Genomic DNA, 23,511 nt, shown 5'->3' with positions numbered 1-23,511 from the left:
TTTGTCAGAAAAAGGGACTTTGTCACATTTTTGCCATACTTTCTTTTTATACTTAATAAAAGAGAAAGAAACGAGGTGAAAAAAATGAAAAAGCTTTGGAGAAAAGTCTTGATTTCAGGCATATTGGGTATGCTGATAATTGGGGTTGTCGGTGGTATCCCCACAAAAACAGAAGCTGTTTCCAATGTCGTTGAAGCAGGGATTTCTGAATGGCACTGTGGAACAATCCGGAGAGTAACGAAGCAAGGACCTCAGGCTGGAAAAGCTTCTTATTGTAGAGAACAGGTAGGTGTTACGCTTACCCGTAGCCGTGCAGTTGACGAAGAGCAAACAGCGACTATTCCAGTTGAAGCAACCGTAAATTCTGTAGGAATTTGTAATGGCGGCCTGCATCAAACTGGCATTTGTGACGGTTCATGTGTCAATGACGGAGGAGCGCAAACGAATGGCTGGGCTAATAGCGTTCAAGGCGCAGGCTTGTGTGATGGAACCGGTCACCATAACAACCGTTGTGACGGAACCTGTATTAACTGGGGACAGAACCAGCCGAACACGACGGATCAGTCAAACAGCAACACTGAAGCAGGGGCAACAGCTACTCAGGGACAAGGCTATGGTCATGGAATGAACCATGGCGGCGGTCATAGAACCGGTGGTCATCGAAGATAAAACTGTTATGAAATACTGAAAGTATTGAATAGCTTCTAAGTCGGTAGCTGTCCAAACCGCAGCCCTTTACGTGATGTTTAGCTATCTGCAATGGTTAGGTAATAAAGTACGAAGAGTTGATATTCTTGGAAATAAGCATACTATACTGAAAAGCTAAGTTGAGGTGAGACCCAATAAGCAGTACTTTCTCTGTAGTGTTTATTTGAATGAAAAGAGCCAAACAAAACGAATCATCCGTTTTGTTTGGCTCTTTCGTTTTTTCTATTCTTTTACTGGAAGCAACAAGCGCAGACCATTTAGGATGACTAGCAAGGTACTGCCTTCATGGGCAATAACACCAATAGCGATATCCATCTTTCCTAGAAGATTCAAAATGACCAGCATGGCAACAATCAACATTGAAAAGATGATATTTTGCCAGACAATTCTATTTAGACGCTTTGCTACTTTGTGCGCATAGCTGAACTTTTTCAAATCATTTTTCATTAATACTGCATCAGCCACGTCAATTGCAATATCAGTGCCGTCTCCCATCGCAAAGCCGATATCAGCGGCAACTAGGGCGGGAGCATCATTGACGCCGTCTCCCAGCATGGCAGTCATACCATATTGCTGTTGCTGTTCTTTAATAATCTGTGATTTGTTTTCTGGAAGTACATTGCCGACAACTTCATCAATACCGATAAGTTTGCCTACAGCTTGTCCTGTTTTTTCCGCATCACCAGTAATCATTGTAGTATGGATATTTTGTGTCTTCAGATAGTTAATGACTTCTTCAGCCTGCTGATTTGGCACGTCCATCATAGCAATCAGTCCGACGACCTCTGCATTTTCAGCAAAGTAGACAACGGTTTTTCCTTCCAACGCATACTGTTCTTTTTTTCTTTCGATAATCACAGGAGTATTTTCGAATAATTCAGGTTTACCAACGCTAAAGGTTTGACCAGCATACTCAGCAGTTAAGCCTTTACCGATTTCATTAGAGACCTCCAATGATAAATCATTCCCAGCTGGGAATTTAGCCAATATCGCAGCGGCCAAGGGATGGTTCGCTGTTTTTTCCATAGAAGAGAGTAATTGGATCCAGTCCTTTTCTACCTGAGCATTTTCCGTATGGAAATAATAATCTGTAACCACTGGTTTTCCTTCAGTTAACGTACCGGTTTTATCAAAAGCCACAGCTTTGATATCTGCTAAATTAGCCAAGTAGGAACCGCCTTTAAAAAGTACCCCGCGCTTTGCTAAATTGGAAATACCAGAAAGTGTTGCTGGTACAGCACTAGCAGCTAGTGCACAGGGAGAAGCTGAAATGAGAAGCACCATGCCGCGATAAAAGCTTAATTCCCAGCTCCAGCCTAAAAGAAGAGGTGCTAACAGAATGAATAAAGGAACAATAATCAAAACAGCAGTGACATATTTAGGCTCCAATAGCTTGATTTTAGTAGCTGTTTTAGACATATTATTTTGAGATTGCTTCACCAATTGAATAATTTTTGCAAAAACAGTGTCTTGACTATCTTTAGTAACTTCCATTGTAAAAGAGCCGTTGCCGTTTATCGTGCTGCCGAATACAAAGTCTCCAGCCGATTTTTCTTTTGGTATACTCTCTCCGTTGATGGATGACTCGTCAACAACTGAAGTTCCTGAAACAATTACGCCATCAGTTGGAATCTGATCGCCGTTCAAGACCTGAAGCGTGTCACCGATTTTTAATGTATCCACAGCAACGGAAATGGTTGTCCCATCCTTTTGAATCAGGCGTGCTTCAGTAGGATTCATCTTCAAAAGGTTAGTAATTTCCCGTTTGCTTTTTCCTTCGGCATAATCTTCAAGGAAATGAGCGCCGGCAAAAATCAAAATTAATAGAGCTCCTTCATCAAAGTCTCCAATGATTGATGCCCCTAGCGCAGCAAGTGTCATAAGGATATGCACATTAGGCAGAAACTTCTTCTGCTTCAAGCTGTCTTTCACAGTATCGCCAAAGCCTTCGATGATGACATGCTGACCAGCTGACAACATAGAGAAAATATATAAAAGAGTCCGCAGCAGGTTTTCTTCAGGAACGAAGAAGGCAGCCAGGTAGGCAGCTAATCCTGCAAAAAATAATACAACAGGCATATTGTCATGATTATGTTCGTGATCGCAGCCGCCTTGTTCATGTGTATGTTCTTTTGTATGTGTGTGTTCCATGATTCCTCATCCTCTCAGTTAATAAATAGTAATGATTACACTTGCATGAATAACCGTTCATATCTTCATGTTTATTATATATGAATGCATGTTCATGTGTCAAGCTGAAAACTAAAGAAAAATAAAAATAGCAGGTTTATTAATATTTTAGACTGTTGAAACCGCTGTATTCCTGATTCTCTTATTTAGATTAAGTAAAAGAGTAAGCCTTCTGATTCGAGGTTTGAACAGAAGGGGGCATTGACCTTACTGTCAAAAAATGAAATACTTTAATAACTATTTTATAGATTGTTGGCTATGGTATGTAATTGTAATTTTTTTGTGAATAATCAAGAGATTTTGTGTAAAAAGGCACAAAACTCTTTTAATTTTTGGTTAAATGAATGTGAGTAAACTAGGGGAGGAATCTATAATGAGGGTTCTAATTGTTGAGGATAATCGAGAACTGGCACTATCAGTAAAAAAAAGTCTGGTGAAGGAAAATATTTCAGTAGATTTAGCATTTACAGGTGAAGAAGGAGAAGAGAAAGCTTATATTACAGAATATGATGCCATTTTACTGGACTTGAATTTACCTGGAAAAGATGGACTGTCTGTTCTGTCTTTTCTACGTGAAGCTGGCGTTGAGACGCCTGTTATTATCGTCACTGCCCGTCATGAGATTGAAGAACGGGCAAAGGGACTGGATAACGGAGCAGATGATTATTTAGTAAAGCCGTTTGAACTCGTAGAGCTGATGGCGCGTATCCGGGCAGTTGTTCGGCGTTTTCACGGCCGAACGTCACCAAATATTTCAATTGGCGGTCTCTTGGTCAATACAGTAAAACGGGAGGTTTCCTTTAAGGGCAATACAGTCGTACTGAAGCCAAAGGAGTTTGATATTCTATTATATATTGCACAGAAATCACCAGCAGTTGTTTCGATGGAGGAAATTGCCGAGCATATCTATGATGAGAGTTTCGATCCCTTTTCCTCTGTTCTACGGGTTCATATGGCCAGGCTAAAGAAACAACTGGCAGCATCTGCCGGGAAGGAATTATTGAAAACAATTCGAGCGAAGGGGTATCAATTATGCGAATGAACATGAAAATAGGAATAGTCATTGGTATATTTTCACTAGTTATCACAGGGGCGATTGTCGGCGGCTTTTATATGTGGCGGGAATCCTTAAATTCAGTAGACACAGGAACGGCTTTAGGGAGCAGCGTGTATGTGATGAGTAATCAGGAACAGGTGAGTGCACTAGAAAATGAAGTAATTGATGTCAATGCGGCATCTATTATCAGTACTGCTGAGTTAAATGATTTTTATATTCAGTCTTTTTCTCAGAATCTGCCGATAATTGTTGGGGTTATCTGCGGTATATTGATTCTGTCCACAATGATTTTATGGATGATTTTGAAGCGAATTCAAACCAAACAGACCATTTCGATTATTGAAGAGCTGAGGATGATTGATGGAGATTCTCAATTGAAAAACTTGGACAATGGCATCCAAAAAGCTCTAGATACGCTGCGGGAAAACTATGCAGCTAGTCTGGAGGACTACAAACGATTGAGCAGCTACATGACCCATGATCAAAAAAATACAATTGCAGTATTAAAAACAAATCTGGAACAACAGGAGGATACAGAAGATGATTTGCGTCTTCTTTCACGACTGACGGATGGGGTGGATGATATTCTGACCTTGGCCGGAAGTGAAGATGAAGCAGTCGGAATCGTGGATGTTTCGTTGATTTGTGCGGAGGTTTGCGACACCTATCGTAAATTTTATCCAGATTTACATTTTACATTTGCAGAGGATCAGCCCCTTGAGATTCTCGGTAAAGAACGCTGGTTGTATCGAGCGCTGTCCAACCTGCTGGATAATGCGGTGAAATATGGCTGCAACCAAGCCGTTAATGTTTCAGTTTCTGCTGAAAAAAATAGTATAGTTGTTGCTATCGAAGATCATGGTTATGGCTTAGATGAAGAAAAAAGGCAGCAGATTTTTGAGCATAAGTATAGAGTGAACGGTCTGAAGCAGGATGGTTACGGTATCGGCTTGTCTGTTGTAAAACATGTTTGCAGCTTGTGCAGAGGTTCAGTCTATGTTGAGAGCCTAAGAGATCAGGGGTCAACATTCTATTTGAGTTTTCCATCCGTTACCGGTGAGTCCTTGTGATTCACCGGAACTATTTTTCTACAGTTAACATTCAGTTAACAATCAATTTGATAAAGTAAGAGTCAGAAAGGAGTACCCCTCGATTATGCAAAGTCTTAAACATGCATACTTCAACCTAAAACTAAATAAAATACACACACTTGGCAAATTTTTATTTTTGGTTTTTCTTTTAACAGCAGCATTTAGTCTTATCGACAGTCTTAAAAGCTTCGATAGAGAAATTGAAGTTAGCAGAAGCTCTTATAGCAAACAGGTATTAATCATTCCAAAAACAAAAGAAGCAGCTAATCAGCTGACAATTAAAGAGCTGAAAAGGTTTGGTGAATCGAATTACTTATCCTCTGTTGCGGTTGAAGGCAATATTTTCTTTGGACCTACACAAGACATAGAGAACGAAACAACTCCAGCAGAAACAGTAGTTTCCGAGTATAATTCAGTAAATCTTTTAGGCTTTGAATCAAAACAGCTGGAACAGGAATTGAAAAACAAGCTGACAGCAGGTACATATTTATTAAGCAACAATGAGTGTTTAATCAGCAGCAATTATAGTAAGATGAACAAGCTGTCTATAGGCGATACGGCTGTTTTTCAATCCAATGGCCATGAGATTTTACTGACTGTTAAGGGGATTTATGAACAATTAGAAAACCTCTACGCAATTGAGGAAATCTACACAACAACAGAGGCTTTGACTCAAATTAGCCAGCAGCTCTCAAAAGAGGTTCAGTGGAGTGCGGTCTACCTATTGAAGGATAAGAATCAGCTCTCCGATTTTACAGCTGAACTGAAGAAAAAAGGTTTGTCTGATCAATATTTGGTAGAAAGCAACGCAGAAGCCTACAACAACGAAGTAGTTTGGCTGAAACAGGGACTGCAGCAAGCAAAGAGCTATCTATTGACCTTATCGATATTTGGCGGAATCAGCCTTTATTGGCTGACACTGCTGGAGAAAAATAAACGGCAGTCAGCCGTTGGCTACTTGACTACCTTGAGAGTGAAAAAAGCAAAGCAATTGATTGCTTGCGTAGTTGAAAATTTTTTACTGGTACTTGCAGCTGCATTAATCAGTACAGTCCTTTCTCTATTTTTAGCACCTGTTATAGGCGACCTGTTGTTAACCAGCGCTGCTGGAAAAGCTGCATCTGGAAGCAGCAGCTTCTCACTAAGTACAGAGATGGTTGTTTACACAGATGTTGATGAACCAATCAGTGAAGCTGTGATCCTAGTTTCCATTGCAGCAGAAAAAATCTGGTTCTTTTTAGCAGCTTTGATGCTTTCCTGTGGCTATGGACTATATACAATCGGCCGTTTTCAACTGCGGAATCGACTGTTGAAAGGGGAGCTGAAGTGATGGAAATTGTAAAAATGACCGAAGTGAGCTATCAATTAGCAGAGAAAGCAGAAGCGTTATTTGAAAGGATCACAATTCAGCTGGAAAGCGGCAGTGTCTATTTAATCTTAAGCGACTCAGGTATAGAAAAAAGTGGATTTGCTGCTGTATTGGCTGGTTTAGAAAAGCCAACCTCTGGCGAACTTCGCTATCATTCTCTGTTGTTGAACGATGGCGAACTAGCTGTAGATCAGATTGGTACGGTGTTTCAACAGGATAACTTTATTCCTGAATTTTCACCGCTGGAAAATATTTACTACTATCAGCAGATAATCAAGCAGCCAAAAAGAAAAAAAGAGTGCCTAAGCTATCTTGCCGCTTTTGGAATTGACAAAAAGTCAGCGGGAATTCCTCTCGTAAAAAGTAGTCTGTTTATTCAGAAAAAGTATTGCCTTGCAAAAGCAATGGCTTGCAGACCCAAGCTTTTAGTATTGGATCATTTATTTTCAGGAGTAGGCTTTCCTAGACAAGAATGCCTAATGGACTATTTAAGAACACAGGCGGATGAAGAAGATGTGTGTATCGTTATTTTGACAGAGGAACAGTTTTTAGGAAAATATGCAGATGAGGTTTGGGGATTAAATCGTGGGAGACTTTCTTTTATCAAGTCAAGATAAAAAGGAGAATCCGTATGAATTATTTCCAGCGTGCCATTCGAAGTGTCACCAGAAGAAAAGGAAAATCAATTATTTTATTTGCAGTTATTTTCATATTAGGAAATGTAATTGCAGGAGCGATTGCGATTCAGCAGTCTACTCAGAATGTGGAAAAGAAAATTAAGAGCGAATTAGGGGCAACCGCAACTGTCGATTTGGATTACGAAAAAATTATGGCTGAGAACCCCGGTAATTCTTTTCAGGCCCCAACAGGACTGTCTGAAGAAGAGATAAAAAAAATCGGCAGCTCTCCATATGTTAAGGAATATGACTATAGTACAGGCGGTTATATTCAGGTGAAAAATCTAAAGACCTATGAGTTAGAGATGGAGGGCGGCTCTTTTTCAATCAACGCTCCGAAAGCCGTGCTTTTAAAAGGGACAAACTTAGAGACGCCACCGGATTTCTCCAGTAAAAAGCTGAAGCTAACAGAAGGACGGACTTTTACAAAAGAAGAGATTGAAGGGGACAAACCGGTTGCTATTATTTCTGAAGAGCTGGCTGAGAAAAATGGTGTAGGCGTGGGCGATCAAATGGTGTTGGACGGTAACCACTATTCCTATACAGATGACGGCGGAATGTCGGAAGCGATGAAAGGCGACGATCATCCTGTAGAGATTATCGGTCTGTTTAAGCCTGAAACGGTTGAGAAAAAAGCTAATGATGACGGCTCGAAAAAGGATATTAACAGTGAAATTATGGCAACCGATCAGTTCAACACTATTTATATGCCGAACAATGCAGTTAAAGCGATTAATTCACTAGAATATGCTTCTGGAAAACGTTTGGTTCCGGACAATTACACGGAGGATTACACAGAAGAAACAATGAATGCCGCTACACCAACCTACATCTTAAAAAATCCAGATGATGTAGATGCGTTTAAAGAGGAAACAGAACCGCTGATTCCTGAATTCTTTAAACTAAGTGCCTCTACCGATGAATATGAGCAAGTTGGCGGAAGTATGAAAAAGCTTTCTGAAATTTCAAGCTATGTTGTTATTATTGCAATTGTGGCTACATTAGTCATCATTTCTCTAATTGTGGTCTTATTCCTTAGAGACCGGAGACATGAATTTGGTATTTATCTTTCGCTTGGCGAAAGAAGAAACCGGGTTCTTTCCCAAGTAGTCATCGAATTATTGGCAATCAGTATACTGGCCATGGGCATTTCATTGATCACGGGAAATCTGCTTGGCGATATGGTATCCAATTCATTATTGAGCAGCGACATGCTGGGCGATACGGCTAACTCATCAGCGAATGGCGGCATGGCCTACATTGCGGGAATGGGCAGCACACCGTCAATCAGTCTGGAAGATATTACAGAAGCTTATGCAGTGAAGTTCTCTCTAAGCTATATCGTGACTTTCCTGGTAGCAGGACTAGCAACCATATTAGCATCTGCAGTTCTTCCGCTGATGTATATTTTACGCTTGAATCCCAAGAAAATCATGATGTAGGAGGAAATGACGATGGCAATTTTAGAAACGAAAGCAGTAACTTATTTTTATCAGGACGGCGACCGCAGAAGAAAAATTTTAGAAGAAACCTCAACATCATTTGAACAAGGGCGTTTCTATACAATTTTAGGACAATCAGGTTCAGGAAAAACGACTTTTTTATCACTGATTAGTGCATTGGACGAACCAAAATCAGGAGAAATTCTTTATAAGGGCAAAAACATCAAGGACATTGGCTACGAAAATTACCGCAGAGACGATATCAGTATTATTTTCCAAAGCTACAATTTGGTTCCTTATCTGACTGCTCTGGAAAATGTGATGGTGGCGATGTCAGTGACTGATAATCAGCTGCCGGATTCTCCAAAGGATGTTGCCTATAATTTGTTGGATTATATTGGCATTACAAAATCCAAAGCTGACCGTTTGGTTAACCAGCTTTCCGGTGGGGAACAGCAGCGTGTAGCAATTGCTAGAGCATTAGCGACTAATGTAGATATTATTCTAGCCGATGAGCCTACGGGAAATCTTGATGAGGGGATGGAACGGGAAATTATCGATATTTTCAAAGATTTGGCTAAGGTTCATAATAAATGTGTAATAGTAGTCACTCACTCCAATGAAATCGCCAAACATTCAGACCAAACCTTATATTTAAAGCAAGGCGAGTTGATGCTGCATGAGTGATTTTCTGTCAAGCTTCAATAAGGATAATTATGATCCGGAAAAGAAAAAAAGATCTGCAGAAGCACCGCAGTCAACCGCTTCTGAAAGAAAACCAGAAGCAAATAGAAACGGGGCCGAGACAAACAGGAAGCAGCAGCCGGGAAGTCAGCAAAAAAATCAGTCGTCTGATCAGTCAACCTTGCGGGAGCGGGTAACAAAGGAGCTTCAACCAAGTGAACGATCATCGCCGCCACCGCCAGTACCAAATGTAGGGAGCCGGCGCAAAGAGGAAGAAACTGAATTTGATCCCACTTATAAAAAGAAACAAAATAAGAAAAAGCGGATGATTATTCTGGGAAGTATTATCCTTTGTGGTTTAGGATTTTTTTTCTACTATCAAATGACTCATATCAAGCTGCCTGACTTTACAGGTAAGGAAGCTGCAGAAGCCAGAAGCTGGGCTAATGAGAATGGTATGAAGATAGAGTTGGAGCAAAAATATGACAATAAAACAGCAGCCAATCAGGTGCTGGGTCAAAATCCTAAACCAAATGCCAAAATGAAAAAGGGCTCTAAGCTTAAACTAACAACCAGCTTAGGAGCAGACCCGGAGGAACAGCTGGCGCTGCCGGATTTTATGGCAATGTCTAAGTCTGAAGCTGAGAAATGGATCAAAGAGCAGCTAACAGATAACATCTCGATTATTGAAGAGTATCATGAAACCGAAGCGGCAGGGAAAGCTTTACGGATGGAATTTACCAATGGTGAAGTGACAAAGGAAAATTACCGTCGTAAGGATAAGCTGAAGCTTTATTATTCTAAAGGGAAAGAGACATATACAAAGAGCATTACAGTTCCGGACTTTACGAAAAAGACTAAATCGGAGGTAGAGAACTGGGCAAAAAATAATGAGATTGACTTGACCTTTGAAGAAGTCAGCTCGAATGATGTTCCACTGGATACAGTCATTTCTCAGAATATCGCCAAAGACGAAAAAATTGCTAAAAAAGATAAAATGACTGTAACGGTCTCTCTTGGCAAAGGGATGATTGTACCGGACTTTGCTCAATACACTCTTGAAGATGCAGCCACTGCGTTAGAAGGGCTGAATATTCAAGTAAAAACACTCTATACAGAAAACATGTCTTACGGGCAACTTGTTTCCCAAAGTGTTGCTGCCGGAACAGAGCTGACCAGTAAGGATGAAGCTGCTGTCAAAGTAGTTTACTCTGCCGGACAGCCTTATCTCAAAGATTTACGGGGTACTGTGGAAGGTGATCTACAAAAACTTTTTTATGATGAATTTCAGTCAAAAGGAGCAAACATTAATTACCAAATCCGTTATGTGGATTCAGCGGAAGCCAAAGGAACTGTGGTGGATATGAGTGCCCGCAATCAATACCTGCCGCTGAACTTTACCGTTTATCTAGATGTAAGTCTAGGGAATCTTAGCGGAGCTCAGCAATACGGCAACAATAATAACCAGCAGGGACAAGGGGAAAGCGACAACGATGAACCATCGGAAGCTGTTTAATCGCTGGTCTGCAAAAAGCAAGTATAGGAAAACGCAGGTTAGCGTTCTCTTATACTTGTTTTTTTACTTAAAGAGAAAAGTCTCCCTTAAAGTTTAGATTGATTTTAGGAGCTAAAAAATAGCAAAACGGACTTCTTTTGATTGGATGTATAGTAAAATAAAACTGTATAAACAAGAGGAGCTGAGATGGGCAATGAAATTATATATGAGACAGGCAGCAGCCGCTGATTTAGATGAAATCATGGCGATTATTGAAGGCGCACGAAGGGGCCTAGCGTTACAAGGAATTCCTCAATGGCAGGATGGAACTGGACCAAATAGCGAAATAGTAAAAAAAGATATGTCAGACACAGTCAGTTATGTACTGATGTTGGAGGACGAGATTGTTGGTACCGGCGCACTTTTAACTGCTGAAGATCCGGCGTATGAACAAATTCAGGAAGGAAGCTGGGATACTACAGCATCCCGCTATGTGTCAATTCATCGAATAGCAGTCAGTGACCAGCATCAGGGAAAAGGTTTTGCTGTCAGTCTTATCCGTTTTCTAATCACAGCCGCCAGACTTCAAGGGTTTACGGATATCCGTATTGATACCCATCCCCAAAATAAAATTATGCAGAAGGTCATTCAGCAGGCGGGCTTTGAATGGCGGGGAAATATTTTACTGGATGTTCCTGACGGTGAACGTTATGCTTATCAGCAGGTGTTAAATTAATATTTATTTGCAGTGAATGAAGATGTGATTCCAATAAATAAAGAGAATACATCAGCATGCGATATCAGTCTAAAGTCCAAGAATAATCAGACCTCCGATGGACGTCAGGCATTAGAAAAACTGGTAAGATTAATTCAAATAGACGGAGGACAGGAAAATGAATAAAAACAATAGTACAATTAAAAATATTTTTGTTATCGCACTGGTAATTATTATTGGTATCTCGTTACTAGGTGTTTTAGGAAATCTAATCGGCTTTGCAATTAAGTTACTTATCCCATGTGCAATCATCTACGTTATTTTCCGTTGGTTGTCAGGTGGAAAAGTTTCTACTCGGAGATAATAAAAAACAACTAAGAAATGAAGCAACTAAACAGGAAAAAAAGACAAATTCGCTGATACAGCCGGATTTGTCTTTTTTTGTTTGCTATTTAGACAGATGTTTTGCTAAGAGAAAGTTAAGTAAGGGAAGAAGAGTGTCTTTGAGAGATACATAGAAGCATATTTTTAGAGTTATAGCAATTAGCTGAAAAATTCAGTAGACAACTTTGTTCTATCGTAGTAGAATAAAATTATTCTATTGCAATAGAATAAAAAGGAGGGGTTATCTTGCAGCTATTTGAATCTGAAATGCAGATACTAAAGCTTCTTTGGCAAGAGGGAGAGCTAACTGCAAAAGAAATAGCCATGATTTTAGAAGAAAAGGTCGGCTGGAAAAAAACAACAACCTATACAGTAATAAAGAAATGCATTTCAAAAGGAATTGTAATGAAAAAAGACCCGCATTATATCTGTGTTCCGTTAATTTCTAAGGAAGAGGTTCAACGGGAAAAAGCAGATGAGCTGATTAAAGATGTGTTTGATGGATCTATTGATAATTTCTTTGCAGCATTTGTGTCAGGAAAAAAATTATCTGAGGAGAATGTTCACTTTTTAGAAAAATTGATTAATGAGTATAAAGATGAGGAAGACCAATGATTATTTTGGATAAAATATTATCTATGACGATTAACGGCTCAGTCCTGATTCTTTTAATCCTGCTCTTCAGAAAATTTCTTGCCAATCGAATGACGAGAGAAATCATTTTGATGCTGTGGGAAGGAGCCTGCCTTGTGTTGATTTTTCCTATAACAGTAAGCATTCCCCAGTCCGTTGCTAATCCAATCAAGGAGACTGTACTTATCCGACAGGTAATTAATCAGCCGATTCAGCTAGTTAAAACGCACACACAGGCAGCGGTTTCTCAACCAGTATTAAAGACCGCAATCACATCGAATCATCTATTGCTTGGCCTATATTTACTCGGTCTGATAATTTTGGGGTTACTGATTCTCATTGGCTACTATAGAAGCCAAAAGATTGCTAAGCAAGCTCTTCCTATAGGAGGACTTAGGATTGGTAATTTAGAAAAAAAATATAAGAAGCAACTGTTTCGTTCGCTAAAAATTCAGCAATCGGATCGAATTTATTCTCCTATGACATCAGGAATACTTTCACCCAAAATATTGCTTCCTTCTGACTTTGAGTATTCAGATGAAGAGAGCATACTGCTTGTTCTAACACATGAAATGGTGCACATTCAGCGCTGGGATAACTTAAGGAAGATTTGTCTGCTGTTTGTTTTGTGGCTGCATTGGTTCAATCCGCTGGTTTGGCTGATGTATTATTTTTATAGCTGTGATTTAGAAATCGTGTGTGACAAAGTTACACTAGCTAAATTAGGAAACAATTTTAAAAAGAAGTATGCGCATACACTCATTAAGTGGAATCGTTCAGAAGCAAAAATGATGCGGGTTCACCCTCATTTTTCCAAAAATCCTATAAAAGAAAGGATCGAAATCCTATTGAAGAAAAATAAAAGAAGTATATTGCTGAATATCGCTTCAATTATTGTTGTTGGGGGAACAGGTGTGATGCTTATTACCAAGTATGCATCTGCAAGTTCCTTAGCTAATCAAAAAAATGACACGACACAAAGTAGTACTGTTAGCTCAGCGGGAAATAATGCGACGGAACCAAGTAAAGAGGAACAGAGACAAGAAGGACAACCTAATAATTCAGTTGAAAAAATAGGAGATTATAACTTTAGCTATCTGGAAAAATATCAGGAGATGCAGGATAAAGCATCTGAAGAAGAAGGTCTGCCGCCGGGGTTATACTATGAAGCACCGACAACAACTATGGTAGAAAATCATAATAGCAGTCACGATGAGGTTCAAGCTGAGGCTGACAGCTATGGCCTGCTCTTTGAACCGGGGCCTTACTATGTCAACAGAAGAAAGGCTGAGCTTAGTTTGGAAGAAATAACCCTTTTTGAGCAAATGAAGGGCGGGGCAGCTTATCTAGAGTCGGAAGAATGGCTGCTGGTTGAGCATCCTGATTATACCAATAAATTGGAGCAGCACCGGGTTATCTACTCTGATGGAACAACTCTGAAAACAAGCTTTGTTTATGATTTGAATTTAGATAGTATCGTAATGATTACAAACGAGGATTACACCTATGGTCAAGGACACGGTATTGAGTTAAAAGCAGCTGTTAACGACAATCTGGAATTCATCTATGAAATCGAACGCACCAGATATGGACAATAAAAGGGAAAAAAGACGAATATATAGATTAGAAAAAGGAGTTTAGCAGTCTTGCTAAGTAAAAAATGAGAGGGGGCACTCAATTTCAGTGACCCCTCTCAATCTCTTTGTTGCTATTAAGCTTTTGCAGGTGCTTTCGGTTCACGACCTAAGATAGCCTGCAGGACTGTTAACACACCATATGATGCTAGAACAGCATAAATCAGACTTGAATACGTTGTGATATCGAAATCCCAAGTTTTATAAATAACTAATACAATAGCTAATACGATACCTGCTAATACGTTGAATAGAGCAAAAGCCCAAAGATTTCCGTTTTCCTTGCGCGATAGATAAAAAACAGAAAAACCAAGACTCAACACACCCCATGCAATACATACTAGGATTGCTGCCCAATAAATAATAAATGCGACCACAATTTTCACCTCACTTTGTTCAGTAGTATTCTATCACGTTCTTTATTCTTTGTCATGAAAAGGTAATGAAAAAAAGTTTGAATATCTGTAGCTTCTATTCGTCAGGATTACAAAAAGATATGTCCAGCACAAGTATTTTTGTTCTCAATCTGTAGCGACAGCTTTTGTTAGCTACTGGCAACTTGATTAGTGAAATTACTCCTTACTATCAAGGCTCAATCACTTAATTATCAGTCTTGTGATTGAGTGCCTTTTTTATTTAGTTTTCAATATAATTTTCAGCAATATCAATATCTTTGGTCATATCTAACTTAGGAAATTTTTTATCAAGGTTTCTTAAACAAGTAATAAATCTTTCGCTTTGAAGTTGTTCAGATATATCTTCAAAAATTTCACTGATATAATATAGATCATCTTCATTGCACTCATTAAGATAATCTATTGTTTCATCTTCATTTTGAGTTAAAAGTACCGTCATTTCATTCCAACACTTTTCTATTCCAAAATCATCATTTATATTTAAGCTTTTTCTTTTTTTTAAAATAGCATCCATTTCTTTTTTTAATTCCATGATTCTCCTCCTAATACTTTATGGCTGTTTTGTTGCATCTGGGAATATAGTTGCAGGTTTTCCATCAGTTTTTATTACTCCAACTCGTACTCCATTAAACTCACCAAAAATAACTTCTCCATCTTTAGCACTAGCAAAGTTTGGTTGACTAGCAACATGTTGTCCTGCACTTTCTATATCTTTATTCGTCCAATTTTCAGGAAACCAAGATTGATTATTTCCTGTTCTTTTAGCCTTAACTTTATGGTCGGGTACATTTCCAGTTCTCACACCATTAGGATAAGTTTTTTCAATATTTACTTCAAATCCATTTGCTTTTAAGAAATCAATGTTAGATTGTCCATGTCCGCCACCTTTCATTTTGGATACTTTTCCTGTAGAAGGATTGACGGTGAAATCTCCGACATTTGCATGTTTCAAACTTTGTTCTGGAATTTCAACTTTAGGTACTTTAGCCCCATTGGCTTTCTTAATGGCTAAATCATCTAAGTCATCCATAACATTTGCCACATTAGTGGAGGTCGTTACTTTGGTTTGTGATTTACTTGCCGCATAGGTTAGTCCAGCAAGCAAGGCTAAATCTAATAATCCAGTCTTATTCGCCATCCAATAAGCAGATTCTACGTGAGCACCAGCTTGACTGTACCATTCCCAGCCTGTTTAGCTAAGCTATTCTTTCAATAGGTATTCGTATGTTTCCTCACTAAATTTTATCATGATAGACAAAAAAACGGTATCAATGATTGAACATTCACTAATACCATTTTTTAATTCATATTTAGAGACCTAAATTATACATTTTAGTAGGAGACTTCTTTGGATTTTTGTATCATATAATATAGATAGTTTTTTGTTAGCTACTGGCAACTTGATTAGTGAGTTCGAGCTTACTAGTCAAGGCTCTATCTTTTCGATTCCCGTTGAATGATAGAGTGCCTTTTTAATTTATCTAGTAATCTTTAATTACTGTCAAACGCTTCTTTTTCTAAACTATAAATATTAAATTTTCCTTCTTTAAAATAGAAAAGTCTTTCACAAACTCTGCACTCCCACATTGACCCTAAAGGCATATTATCCACAAGTTCTTCTACGGTTTTCGGATTTGACTCTAACACATCATAATACTCGTTCTCTGGAAAAATAATTAAAGGATTCGTTGTTTCCAAATTCTCATCATTAAGCACATTTCCACATAAACATTTTATTTTCACGATTAAATCACTCTTCTATTTTATAAATGTAATTCTATCAACTATAGCTTTTGTTAGCTACTGGCAACTTGATTAGTGAGATTAATCCTTACTATCAAGACTCGATCACTTTATTACCAGTCTTGTGATTGAGTGCCTTTTTATTTTCTAAAAAATATATAATATATCTTGTTCTGAAGTAAATGCAGTTGGAATTACTTTTTCTAGATTCTCTATCCTACTTCTCATATATTCTCTGTCTTCCCCATGAAGATTCGCTATAGCCCATTCTTTTAATAAACCCAATTCTTTTAAAACAATATCTAGACTAGTTTTATTAAATTCTGCTCCGTCTTGTATATACTTAATATTTAATTCTGCTATAGCTTTCTCCCAAAACTTTTCATAAAAAGATTCAGAAGAGATATTCTCACTCAATATCACTTTGGAATTTTCGTTGTAAATATCACCATCGTATTTAAATAGCCCTACTGACATTATTTCTTACCTCCATATATTGCACTAAAATTATAATCAGGATATTTCTTTTGTAAAATGCTAATTTGCTCTTGAACAGCTTCACGTAGTGCTGGAGTATCCGCGTCAATTCTAAATGTATAATCCTTTATATTCTTTATTTCATCAACGGAAGAAACCAATCCACTATCGCCTCCGGATATACTAATATCTTTTTGGTTTAAAGCATCTAATCTGTTAGAACCCTTCTTAAATATATGCTTCTGAGTCCACTGTTTTTCAGTTTGAGGAAAATCAGGATTTTCCATGTATAGTTTAGCAGCAGACTTATCTTCATAAATAACTTTGTTAACTAAATCCACTTCATCTAACTCTGTATTAAGTTTTCCATGGATATTAATTTCTTTAGGATTAGATTTAGCCCCATTGGCTTTCTTAATGGCTAAATCATCTAAGTCGTCCATAACATTTGCCACATTAGTGGAGGTCGTTACTTTGGTTTGAGATTTCCTTGCCGTATAAGTTAGTCCAGCAAGCAAGGCTAAATCTAATAATCCAGTCTTATTCGCCATCCAATAAGCAGATTCTACATGAGCACCAGCTTGACTGTACCATTCCCAGCCTGTGTAGCTAAGCCATTCTTTCAATAGGTATATGTTTCCTCACTAAATTTTATCATGATAGACAAAAAAACGGTATCAATGATTGAACATTCACTAATACCGTTTTTTAATTCATATTTAGAGATCTAAATTATACATTTTAGTAGGAGACTTCTTTGGATTTTTGTATCATATATTATAGATAGTTTTTTGTTAGCTACTGGCAACTTGATTAGTGAGTTCTAGCTTACTAGTCTAGGCTTTACTAACTGACGTCAATCAGATAGTAAAGTGCCTTTTTTATTTTATGTGTATTCTATAAAAATACTGTTACTTGAATTGTTTTTTAATAATTCTATTATTTTTGTCAATATATCTTGGGAAACTTTGCCTAACGTTGATTTATCAATTGATTCAAATTGTTTTAATGCTTCTTGATTGTTTGGGATTTCCCAAGGACTTTCATCATACCAACCCTCATCTAAATTATAATAATATGCTAAAGACTGCCATTTACCATCCACAGGTTGTATCGCTCTCATTATTTCATCAAAATATCCATCCCACATTTCGATACCCACTTTTTCATTTTCTGAAAAAGTATAAATATCAATTTCAGGGTTTCCCTCAAATCCTTCATAATAATTATCCATATATCGTATTCCTTTCTATTCTTTCCAGTGACCATCTGTTAACATTTTATCTTGTTCAGGTGTACTGACACCATTTTTTCTATCAGTTATTGCTTTTTGCCACTCATTTTTGCTAACCCACTTATCTTTGCCAACCATTATCTGTTGTACCTTTTGTTTACCATCTGGAGTTCCATGGATTTTTTTCTCAACAACAAATGTATTTCCTTGTCCTTCTGGTGCTCCTGGTGTTCTAGTATGCCAACGCACTTCAATTGTCTCTCCATTTTCTTTCCACTTATAAGATATTTGTTCATACCCATTTTTAGATTGAGCTTTTATATTTGCATTTTCTGGAATATTTATTGGAGATTTTTTCTTATATTGATTGGCTAGCTTCAACTGCTCTGCCTCAGTTAAAGTAGAAAGTTTTGGAACATTACCTCTATTGGCTTTCTTAATGGCTAAATCATCTAAGTCATCCATAACATTTGCCACATTAGTGGAGGTCGTTACTTTGGTTTGTGATTTACTTGCCGCATAGGTTAGTCCAGCAAGCAAGGCTAAATCTAATAATCCAGTCTTATTCGCCATCCAATAAGCAGATTCTACGTGAGCACCAGCTTGACTGTACCATTCCCAGCCTTTGGGTACTTGATGTTTTGTTAAGTAGTTTTTGCCGTTACCTTTTCGCCGAGCAGCTAAATCTAATTCATAAATTTTTTCCCAGCCTACAACTTCATACATACCTTCTAATTTTTTGCCGTATTTTTCAACATAATTCTGAAGTTCATCATCAAAAACACGGACACCATCTTTATCAATGAACCAATTCACTTTTATTTCTTTTGTGACAGGGTCTTCATATGGCCAAGCATAGATAGTGTATTTCTCAAGTTCTTTGATTTTTTTCTCATGAAATTCTTTTTCTTTTTGCTTGATATTATCCGCTCTAATTTGCCATTTTTCTGAAACGGTGGTTGTCCATCTGAGGTCTTTGGGAATCGAAAAGCTGCTGCCTGTCCAGGCAGCTCCCGCTTGGCTTGCTCCTTGATTTACGATAGATTCCAATTCTGAAATAGAAGAAAAAATTTCAGGAGAATTAGCATGAAATGTTTTTAGTTTTTCCAATTTATCTTGTAAAACTTTTTTTGAATCGACCAGTAGTTCTCTAGCACGACTATTCTGATTTAGTTGTCTTATTTTAAAATTATCGGCGATATCTTTACTCTCAATCGTAGAACGAATGACGTCTAAGTTGTTGATTTGGGACTCAAGCTGCCGAATTCTTTCCTCAAGCTCATCGGACTTTAAATCGCCGCTATCTACAGTTGATTGATAATCCTTTACAAACTTTTGGCAGGCTTCTCCAACTGCTTCTGATAACAAAATTCCAGCTTTTACTAGTGGAATTAAGACAGTGTTGTAGAACGCCTTTCCATTGTTGTAAGCAGTAGAATTAAGACGAATTTCACCAACAAACTGCTGCAAAGCTTGAATCATTGTTTGGTAAGCCTGTTGATCAGATTGACTTTTTGCTAAGGTGCTACTTGCTTGGCTTTGAGACGAACCAACAAACATATCAATGCCCATCTGCTTGGTCCTCCTCGTTAGCAAGCAAAGTCTTACGTTGATAGAAAAGATCATTTTGTCTATCTTCCAATGAAGCTTTTTCGCTGCTTTTTTGCTGTTGCTCCTCTTCTAACTCAGAAAAGATAGTGAAATTATGTTGTCGTAAAGTCTCCGACTGGTATCTTAACTGCCAACCAAAGTCATTCGTAAGAAATTGTTCTTCCATTTCAGCATAGATTGAAGACGTGTGATGGAAAAAATTATGATACTCTTCTTCAAGCTGTTTTAACCGTTTTTCTTCATCTTCAAGCTGCTCCAAGTCACGTTCTAATTGTAACTCTTCTTGTTGGATCTTTTCTAGTGTATTCGTCATTTTTTTCCACCTCCCATTGGAGATGGGAGAGAGTGGGCAGCCATTAACTGCCTTGTTGCTCGATCGGCTGCCTCAAACTCACTGGCAACTGTTTGAAGATTGGTTGAAGCTTGTCCGATTGCTTGGATAATTTTATTTTGAGCACTTAGCATGGATTGAATTGCGTCTTGCGCATTTGTATTCCCAGCAACTGTTGTTTTTGTGTCTGTGAGAATCGCACCCCCACTATTGGCACCATCCAACGAGCTGGCAATTGCTGTTGCTAGTTGTCTAGCAACAATTGAATCACTTGATACTCCATTCATTATAATACTGACCTCCTTTTTTTATTTTTATAAATTTTACCATAAGAATGAATAGAAGGACAATAAGAATGAATAAAATGTTGTTTTTATAAATACTTTAATTATGGTCTTTGCTATAGGTCAATCATTAGCAAGTCTATGATTTTTTTGAATGTTCATCTGTCGGTAGAATCTTTGAAACGCTAGATGAATAAAAGTTATAGGTACTATTTCCTTTGTAAAAAACTAATTTATCAATGACTCATTACGTAAATCTGCTGAGCTTTTTCTTTTGCTTGGAATTTTTCTCAACAATAATACCGTCCAAATATTTAAGGGAAGTAGTGAATGTATTGATTTTATAGTTTTTTATCTGAAGCTGCTTATGCTGTTAAGTAGCATTTTCGTCAAGTTTATATAGATTCTCAATAGTTATATTACTTGTCAAAGTCCTGAAAAAGCTCAATATGATTTCTCTATGAATCGTAAAAAGTGTCAAATACCTTCTCAATCTATAAGATAGCTCGTATTTTATCATGGTATTTTTCAAATATTTTTAAACGAAGGAGGAATCTGATCCAAAGTCTGCTGATAAATTTTTGAATCACTGAATAGGACTTGTCTTTAATGGATAATATGTACGAAAGAAGATGGTAGCATTATTTTGGAAAAATCGTATCTAGTCATTTTCAACAGTAACCAATCCGTTGAAGCTCCAATAGTTGTTATTTATTATGTGAAGAATGGGTTCACCGTTGACCTTTTAACTTCTTTCCTGTACGTTTATTAAGGTATGTCAATTTTGTAAAAGTAATGGTGTTATGCTCAGTATGCTGTCAGGGAATGAAAAAGGCGGCAGAGTTCAGATAGTTTGTTTGATTGGAGAGGATTTTTATGTGGTTTTTACCAGCGTTGATTACTGTGTTGGCATGGGGATCGGCGGATTTATTTTATAAAAAAGGAAACAACGTCAAGGACCGTTTTAGTGCAACCAAGACAACGATTATTGTTGGTTTAGTGATGGGGCTTCACGTTTTGTTTTATTATGTGATTTATGCTGGCATTGCTTACGATTGGCGAAATCTGTTTTTGTATCTGCCTGTTTCTTTTATGTATATCCTGTCAATGGCAGTCGGCTATTTTGGGCTGCGCTATATTGAATTATCGATATCCTCGCCCGTGAGCAATTCTTCTGGTGCGGTTTCTGCTCTGCTGACTTATTTTTTGTTGGGAGGCAGAATGGATGGGGTACAGTTTGGAGCAATTGCAGCAATTTCACTAGGAATCCTACTTCTCTCTATTTTTGAAAAGCAGGAGTTTGATGAAGAACTCAAAGAAGAGGGAACCATAGTGGAAAAGAAGTATCGAATCGGAGCGGCTGCTATTATCTTTCCCATTTTATATTGCGTGATTGACGGATTGGGTACCTTTCTTGATGGTTATTATTTGGAGTATAAGCAAATTATGCCTGAAGATCAGGCCAACATGAGCTATGAGTTAACCTTCTTGATAGTCGCTTTAGTCTTGTGGAGCTATCTGGAGCTGATAAAAAAAGAACATGTCTTAGTCTTTAAAGAAAAAGATAAGGGACTCGCAGCATTGTTTGAAACGCTAGGTCAGTTTTTCTATGTTGGAGCAATTGCTTCTAATGCAATTATAGTAGCACCGATGATCGCTTCCTACAGCATTGTTTCGGTGCTGCTTGGCCGGATTTTTCTAAAGGAAAAGCTTAGTGTTAAACAGTACACTGTAATTTTGGTGATTATGATTGGCATTGCCGTCCTTGGCTTTTATGATGGCTAACGATATCAGGAGCAGAAGGAAAAAAATCCTGCTGCTCTTTTTTATTTTTCCCGTTTTTTTAGCGGGGCTAGCTTAAAAAAGAGCGTCTAATGTTACTGAAAAATGGTATGATTTAAAGACAGGAGAATGAAATTTCTAAAATAGAAATTGAAGCTGTTCATTTTGAGCGATTCGATACAAGCTAAAAAGGGAGGGAATCTACTAATGATTAAAAGTACAAAAACGGTTCAGGAAATTTTAGAAGATATACTGTCAAAAGATCCTCAAAAGGTTTGGGCGGCCAGCTGTGCCATCATTTCTTTGGGGCAGGATGAAGAGGTAATCAACAAGTTGCTTCCCTTTTTAGATAAAATAAAAAAAGGAACAAGGGGTGTTGCTCTAGGCGGATATCTGGCACCAAACCAGCGCTTCGTTGATAAAGCGATTAAAACAATCAGCTTTTATCAGGAAAACAAGAGCTGTTCCTGCTGCTTATTTGATGAGATGTCCAACCCTGTTGATGAGCAAAAAAACAGCAATGTCTTTCTGCTGGAAACAGTGGCTTACCCTGATAGTTCCTATGTCGATTATTATCGGGTTCAATGCAAAAAGTGTAATGCTGGCTATCAAGTCTTTGAGCGCCAGTCCCACTTCCCCTGGTGGGAGTGGATACTGCTAACGTGAGCTGTCATCTATTTTCAGCTGGGAAATCAGTTGTGAGCTGCTTAGGATCGTTAGAATTATCAGGTACTATATTCAAGTCATTTTAGCTATTAATGACTGAGCAAATGACTCTGCAGTCTGGTATTGAATAGACATTATCGTCTATAATAGAAAGCATAGGAGTTGGAAACTATGAAGATTATTAGCCCGGAAGACGGCATTCAAATAATGAAAGAATCAAAGGCAATCACCTTTTTAACTGGTGCAGGGGTCTCAACTGCCTCAGGCATCCCGGATTATCGTTCTTTATCAGGCGTATATCAAGGAATAGAAGCGCCAGAGTATTTATTAAGCCGAAGCTGCCTGCTGCGTGAACCGGAAAAGTTTTATGACTTTGTAAAGCGGCTGTATCATCCTAATGCAGAGCCTAATCGGATTCATTTGGCGATGGCTGATATGGAGAAACAAAAAGAAGTTTGGGTGGTCTCGCAAAATATCGATGGGCTGCACCAAAAAGCCGGCAGCAGGAATCGGATTGATTTCCATGGCAATTTATATGACTGCTGGTGCGAACGTTGTAAGCAGCATGTATCGGCTGAACAATATTTAGTCAACGACAGGCATGAAGGATGTGGAGGCCAACTGAGGCCGGGGATTGTCCTTTATGAAGAAGGCTTCGATGATCAGACGATTTCTGCAGCTGTGAAGGCTGTAGTTGCTGCAGAGCTGCTTGTAGTTGTAGGTACCAGCTTTCAGGTACATCCATTTTGTGATTTGGCTGCGTATGCTCGCCCCGATGCCAAGTTGCTGGTGATTAACCAAACACCGGTAAGACTAAGAGGAGAATATTTTTATATAGAAACCGATGCGATGAATGTGTTTAATAAAATTGAAGGAAAGTAAAGGATG

Annotated in this window: 26 protein-coding genes; 15 read left to right on the top strand and 11 right to left on the bottom strand. The window is 38.2% G+C overall.

Features of this window, described 5'->3' with window-relative positions:
- Positions 1-84: 84 nt before the first annotated feature.
- Positions 85-669 (top strand): hypothetical protein, encoded by a 585-nt coding sequence (locus tag AC1Z3K_RS17435; protein ID WP_461733447.1) that lies wholly within the window; start codon positions 85-87, stop codon positions 667-669.
- A gap of 261 nt (positions 670-930) precedes the next feature.
- On the opposite strand, the gene AC1Z3K_RS17430 is transcribed toward AC1Z3K_RS17435, so the two are convergent.
- Positions 931-2,859 (bottom strand): heavy metal translocating P-type ATPase, encoded by a 1,929-nt coding sequence (locus tag AC1Z3K_RS17430; RefSeq protein WP_461733446.1) that lies wholly within the window; start codon positions 2,857-2,859, stop codon positions 931-933.
- A 412-nt stretch (positions 2,860-3,271) separates the two neighbouring features.
- Here AC1Z3K_RS17430 and AC1Z3K_RS17425 point away from each other — a divergent pair, with 412 nt between their 5' ends.
- The 11 genes from AC1Z3K_RS17425 to AC1Z3K_RS17375 all read left to right on the top strand — a co-directional run bounded on the left by AC1Z3K_RS17425 (position 3,272) and on the right by AC1Z3K_RS17375 (position 14,043).
- Complete coding sequence (locus AC1Z3K_RS17425; protein ID WP_426081857.1) at positions 3,272-3,940, top strand: response regulator transcription factor; 669 nt, start codon at positions 3,272-3,274, stop codon at positions 3,938-3,940.
- Complete coding sequence (locus AC1Z3K_RS17420) at positions 3,931-5,025, top strand: sensor histidine kinase (protein WP_426081856.1); 1,095 nt, start codon at positions 3,931-3,933, stop codon at positions 5,023-5,025. The genes AC1Z3K_RS17425 and AC1Z3K_RS17420 overlap by 10 nt, the downstream gene beginning before the upstream one ends.
- Before the next feature lie 85 nt (positions 5,026-5,110).
- Entirely contained in the window at positions 5,111-6,376 is a 1,266-nt protein-coding gene (locus AC1Z3K_RS17415; protein ID WP_426081855.1) for an ABC transporter permease family protein, read from the top strand.
- Positions 6,376-7,032, top strand: a complete 657-nt coding sequence (locus AC1Z3K_RS17410) for an ATP-binding cassette domain-containing protein (protein WP_426081854.1) — start codon at positions 6,376-6,378, stop codon at positions 7,030-7,032. Before AC1Z3K_RS17415 ends, AC1Z3K_RS17410 begins: the two co-directional genes overlap by 1 nt.
- A gap of 14 nt (positions 7,033-7,046) precedes the next feature.
- Positions 7,047-8,534 (top strand): ABC transporter permease, encoded by a 1,488-nt coding sequence (locus tag AC1Z3K_RS17405; protein ID WP_461733445.1) that lies wholly within the window; start codon positions 7,047-7,049, stop codon positions 8,532-8,534.
- Between the two features lie 12 nt (positions 8,535-8,546).
- A complete protein-coding gene (locus AC1Z3K_RS17400; protein WP_461733444.1) occupies positions 8,547-9,221 on the top strand; it encodes an ABC transporter ATP-binding protein in 675 nt (224 codons plus the stop codon).
- Positions 9,214-10,734, top strand: a complete 1,521-nt coding sequence (locus AC1Z3K_RS17395) for a PASTA domain-containing protein (protein ID WP_461733443.1) — start codon at positions 9,214-9,216, stop codon at positions 10,732-10,734. The genes AC1Z3K_RS17400 and AC1Z3K_RS17395 overlap by 8 nt, the downstream gene beginning before the upstream one ends.
- A 193-nt stretch (positions 10,735-10,927) precedes the next feature.
- Positions 10,928-11,449: a GNAT family N-acetyltransferase gene (locus AC1Z3K_RS17390; RefSeq protein ID WP_461733442.1), complete on the top strand. Its 522-nt coding sequence runs from the start codon at positions 10,928-10,930 to the stop codon at positions 11,447-11,449.
- Positions 11,450-11,606: 157 nt separating this feature from the next.
- Entirely contained in the window at positions 11,607-11,792 is a 186-nt protein-coding gene (locus tag AC1Z3K_RS17385; RefSeq protein WP_426081849.1) for a hypothetical protein, read from the top strand.
- Positions 11,793-12,058: 266 nt separating this feature from the next.
- Positions 12,059-12,427, top strand: coding sequence for a BlaI/MecI/CopY family transcriptional regulator (locus AC1Z3K_RS17380; protein ID WP_426081848.1), 369 nt, complete (start codon positions 12,059-12,061; stop codon positions 12,425-12,427).
- Positions 12,424-14,043 carry a M56 family metallopeptidase gene (locus tag AC1Z3K_RS17375; RefSeq protein WP_461733441.1) on the top strand — a complete coding sequence of 540 codons (1,620 nt, stop codon included), beginning with the start codon at positions 12,424-12,426 and terminating at the stop codon, positions 14,041-14,043. The genes AC1Z3K_RS17380 and AC1Z3K_RS17375 overlap by 4 nt, the downstream gene beginning before the upstream one ends.
- Positions 14,044-14,156: 113 nt before the next feature.
- Here the strand turns inward: AC1Z3K_RS17375 and AC1Z3K_RS17370 are convergent, their stop codons facing one another.
- From AC1Z3K_RS17370 to AC1Z3K_RS17325, 10 genes are all read right to left on the bottom strand, one after another.
- On the bottom strand, positions 14,157-14,456 hold the full coding sequence (locus AC1Z3K_RS17370; protein WP_426081846.1) for a hypothetical protein: 300 nt from the start codon (positions 14,454-14,456) through the stop codon (positions 14,157-14,159).
- Between the two features lie 259 nt (positions 14,457-14,715).
- A complete protein-coding gene (locus AC1Z3K_RS17365; RefSeq protein ID WP_461733440.1) occupies positions 14,716-15,027 on the bottom strand; it encodes a hypothetical protein in 312 nt (103 codons plus the stop codon).
- An 18-nt stretch (positions 15,028-15,045) separates the two neighbouring features.
- Positions 15,046-15,633, bottom strand: a complete 588-nt coding sequence (locus AC1Z3K_RS17360; protein WP_461733439.1) for an EndoU domain-containing protein — start codon at positions 15,631-15,633, stop codon at positions 15,046-15,048.
- 353 nt (positions 15,634-15,986) lie between these two features.
- The gene (locus AC1Z3K_RS17355) at positions 15,987-16,238 is read right to left on the bottom strand and encodes a hypothetical protein (protein WP_426081845.1); all 252 of its coding nucleotides are present in this window, start codon (positions 16,236-16,238) and stop codon (positions 15,987-15,989) included.
- 147 nt (positions 16,239-16,385) lie between these two features.
- Positions 16,386-16,715, bottom strand: coding sequence for a hypothetical protein (locus AC1Z3K_RS17350; RefSeq protein WP_426081844.1), 330 nt, complete (start codon positions 16,713-16,715; stop codon positions 16,386-16,388).
- Complete coding sequence (locus tag AC1Z3K_RS17345; RefSeq protein ID WP_461733438.1) at positions 16,715-17,341, bottom strand: hypothetical protein; 627 nt, start codon at positions 17,339-17,341, stop codon at positions 16,715-16,717. Before AC1Z3K_RS17345 ends, AC1Z3K_RS17350 begins: the two co-directional genes overlap by 1 nt.
- 260 nt (positions 17,342-17,601) lie before the next feature.
- A complete protein-coding gene (locus tag AC1Z3K_RS17340) occupies positions 17,602-17,949 on the bottom strand; it encodes a hypothetical protein (RefSeq protein WP_426081842.1) in 348 nt (115 codons plus the stop codon).
- A 15-nt stretch (positions 17,950-17,964) separates the two neighbouring features.
- Complete coding sequence (locus AC1Z3K_RS17335) at positions 17,965-19,521, bottom strand: hypothetical protein (protein WP_461733437.1); 1,557 nt, start codon at positions 19,519-19,521, stop codon at positions 17,965-17,967.
- A complete protein-coding gene (locus tag AC1Z3K_RS17330; RefSeq protein WP_461733436.1) occupies positions 19,511-19,873 on the bottom strand; it encodes a DUF3958 family protein in 363 nt (120 codons plus the stop codon). The genes AC1Z3K_RS17335 and AC1Z3K_RS17330 overlap by 11 nt, the downstream gene beginning before the upstream one ends.
- Positions 19,870-20,178: a TIGR04197 family type VII secretion effector gene (locus AC1Z3K_RS17325; protein ID WP_461733435.1), complete on the bottom strand. Its 309-nt coding sequence runs from the start codon at positions 20,176-20,178 to the stop codon at positions 19,870-19,872. The genes AC1Z3K_RS17330 and AC1Z3K_RS17325 overlap by 4 nt, the downstream gene beginning before the upstream one ends.
- 873 nt (positions 20,179-21,051) lie before the next feature.
- Here AC1Z3K_RS17325 and AC1Z3K_RS17320 point away from each other — a divergent pair.
- The 3 genes from AC1Z3K_RS17320 (at position 21,052) to AC1Z3K_RS17310 (ending at position 23,505) form a co-directional block, all read left to right on the top strand.
- Complete coding sequence (locus tag AC1Z3K_RS17320; RefSeq protein WP_461733434.1) at positions 21,052-21,960, top strand: EamA family transporter; 909 nt, start codon at positions 21,052-21,054, stop codon at positions 21,958-21,960.
- Positions 21,961-22,164: 204 nt separating this feature from the next.
- Entirely contained in the window at positions 22,165-22,623 is a 459-nt protein-coding gene (locus tag AC1Z3K_RS17315) for a hypothetical protein (protein WP_461733433.1), read from the top strand.
- A gap of 171 nt (positions 22,624-22,794) precedes the next feature.
- A complete protein-coding gene (locus AC1Z3K_RS17310; protein WP_426081835.1) occupies positions 22,795-23,505 on the top strand; it encodes an NAD-dependent protein deacylase in 711 nt (236 codons plus the stop codon).
- The last annotated feature ends 6 nt before the right edge of the window (positions 23,506-23,511 follow it).

The organism is Enterococcus sp. LJL128 (genome assembly GCF_056924295.1).
The sequence above is the reverse complement of the archived record's forward strand: the minus strand, read 5'-3'. Positions and strand labels throughout refer to the sequence as shown.

Bases quoted from the DNA above. Each gene is read 5' to 3' on its own strand.
- AC1Z3K_RS17435 (WP_461733447.1), top strand. From the start codon at position 85: ATGAAAAAGCTTTGGAGAAAAGTCTTGATTTCAGGCATATTGGGTATG.
- AC1Z3K_RS17430 (WP_461733446.1), bottom strand. From the start codon at position 2,859: ATGGAACACACACATACAAAAGAACATACACATGAACAAGGCGGCTGC.
- AC1Z3K_RS17425 (WP_426081857.1), top strand. From the start codon at position 3,272: ATGAGGGTTCTAATTGTTGAGGATAATCGAGAACTGGCACTATCAGTA.
- AC1Z3K_RS17420 (WP_426081856.1), top strand. From the start codon at position 3,931: ATGCGAATGAACATGAAAATAGGAATAGTCATTGGTATATTTTCACTA.
- AC1Z3K_RS17415 (WP_426081855.1), top strand. From the start codon at position 5,111: ATGCAAAGTCTTAAACATGCATACTTCAACCTAAAACTAAATAAAATA.
- AC1Z3K_RS17410 (WP_426081854.1), top strand. From the start codon at position 6,376: ATGGAAATTGTAAAAATGACCGAAGTGAGCTATCAATTAGCAGAGAAA.
- AC1Z3K_RS17405 (WP_461733445.1), top strand. From the start codon at position 7,047: ATGAATTATTTCCAGCGTGCCATTCGAAGTGTCACCAGAAGAAAAGGA.
- AC1Z3K_RS17400 (WP_461733444.1), top strand. From the start codon at position 8,547: ATGGCAATTTTAGAAACGAAAGCAGTAACTTATTTTTATCAGGACGGC.
- AC1Z3K_RS17395 (WP_461733443.1), top strand. From the start codon at position 9,214: ATGAGTGATTTTCTGTCAAGCTTCAATAAGGATAATTATGATCCGGAA.
- AC1Z3K_RS17390 (WP_461733442.1), top strand. From the start codon at position 10,928: ATGAAATTATATATGAGACAGGCAGCAGCCGCTGATTTAGATGAAATC.
- AC1Z3K_RS17385 (WP_426081849.1), top strand. From the start codon at position 11,607: ATGAATAAAAACAATAGTACAATTAAAAATATTTTTGTTATCGCACTG.
- AC1Z3K_RS17375 (WP_461733441.1), top strand. From the start codon at position 12,424: ATGATTATTTTGGATAAAATATTATCTATGACGATTAACGGCTCAGTC.
- AC1Z3K_RS17365 (WP_461733440.1), bottom strand. From the start codon at position 15,027: ATGGAATTAAAAAAAGAAATGGATGCTATTTTAAAAAAAAGAAAAAGC.
- AC1Z3K_RS17360 (WP_461733439.1), bottom strand. From the start codon at position 15,633: ATGGCGAATAAGACTGGATTATTAGATTTAGCCTTGCTTGCTGGACTA.
- AC1Z3K_RS17350 (WP_426081844.1), bottom strand. From the start codon at position 16,715: ATGTCAGTAGGGCTATTTAAATACGATGGTGATATTTACAACGAAAAT.
- AC1Z3K_RS17340 (WP_426081842.1), bottom strand. From the start codon at position 17,949: ATGGATAATTATTATGAAGGATTTGAGGGAAACCCTGAAATTGATATT.
- AC1Z3K_RS17335 (WP_461733437.1), bottom strand. From the start codon at position 19,521: ATGGGCATTGATATGTTTGTTGGTTCGTCTCAAAGCCAAGCAAGTAGC.
- AC1Z3K_RS17330 (WP_461733436.1), bottom strand. From the start codon at position 19,873: ATGACGAATACACTAGAAAAGATCCAACAAGAAGAGTTACAATTAGAA.
- AC1Z3K_RS17325 (WP_461733435.1), bottom strand. From the start codon at position 20,178: ATGAATGGAGTATCAAGTGATTCAATTGTTGCTAGACAACTAGCAACA.
- AC1Z3K_RS17320 (WP_461733434.1), top strand. From the start codon at position 21,052: ATGTGGTTTTTACCAGCGTTGATTACTGTGTTGGCATGGGGATCGGCG.
- AC1Z3K_RS17315 (WP_461733433.1), top strand. From the start codon at position 22,165: ATGATTAAAAGTACAAAAACGGTTCAGGAAATTTTAGAAGATATACTG.
- AC1Z3K_RS17310 (WP_426081835.1), top strand. From the start codon at position 22,795: ATGAAGATTATTAGCCCGGAAGACGGCATTCAAATAATGAAAGAATCA.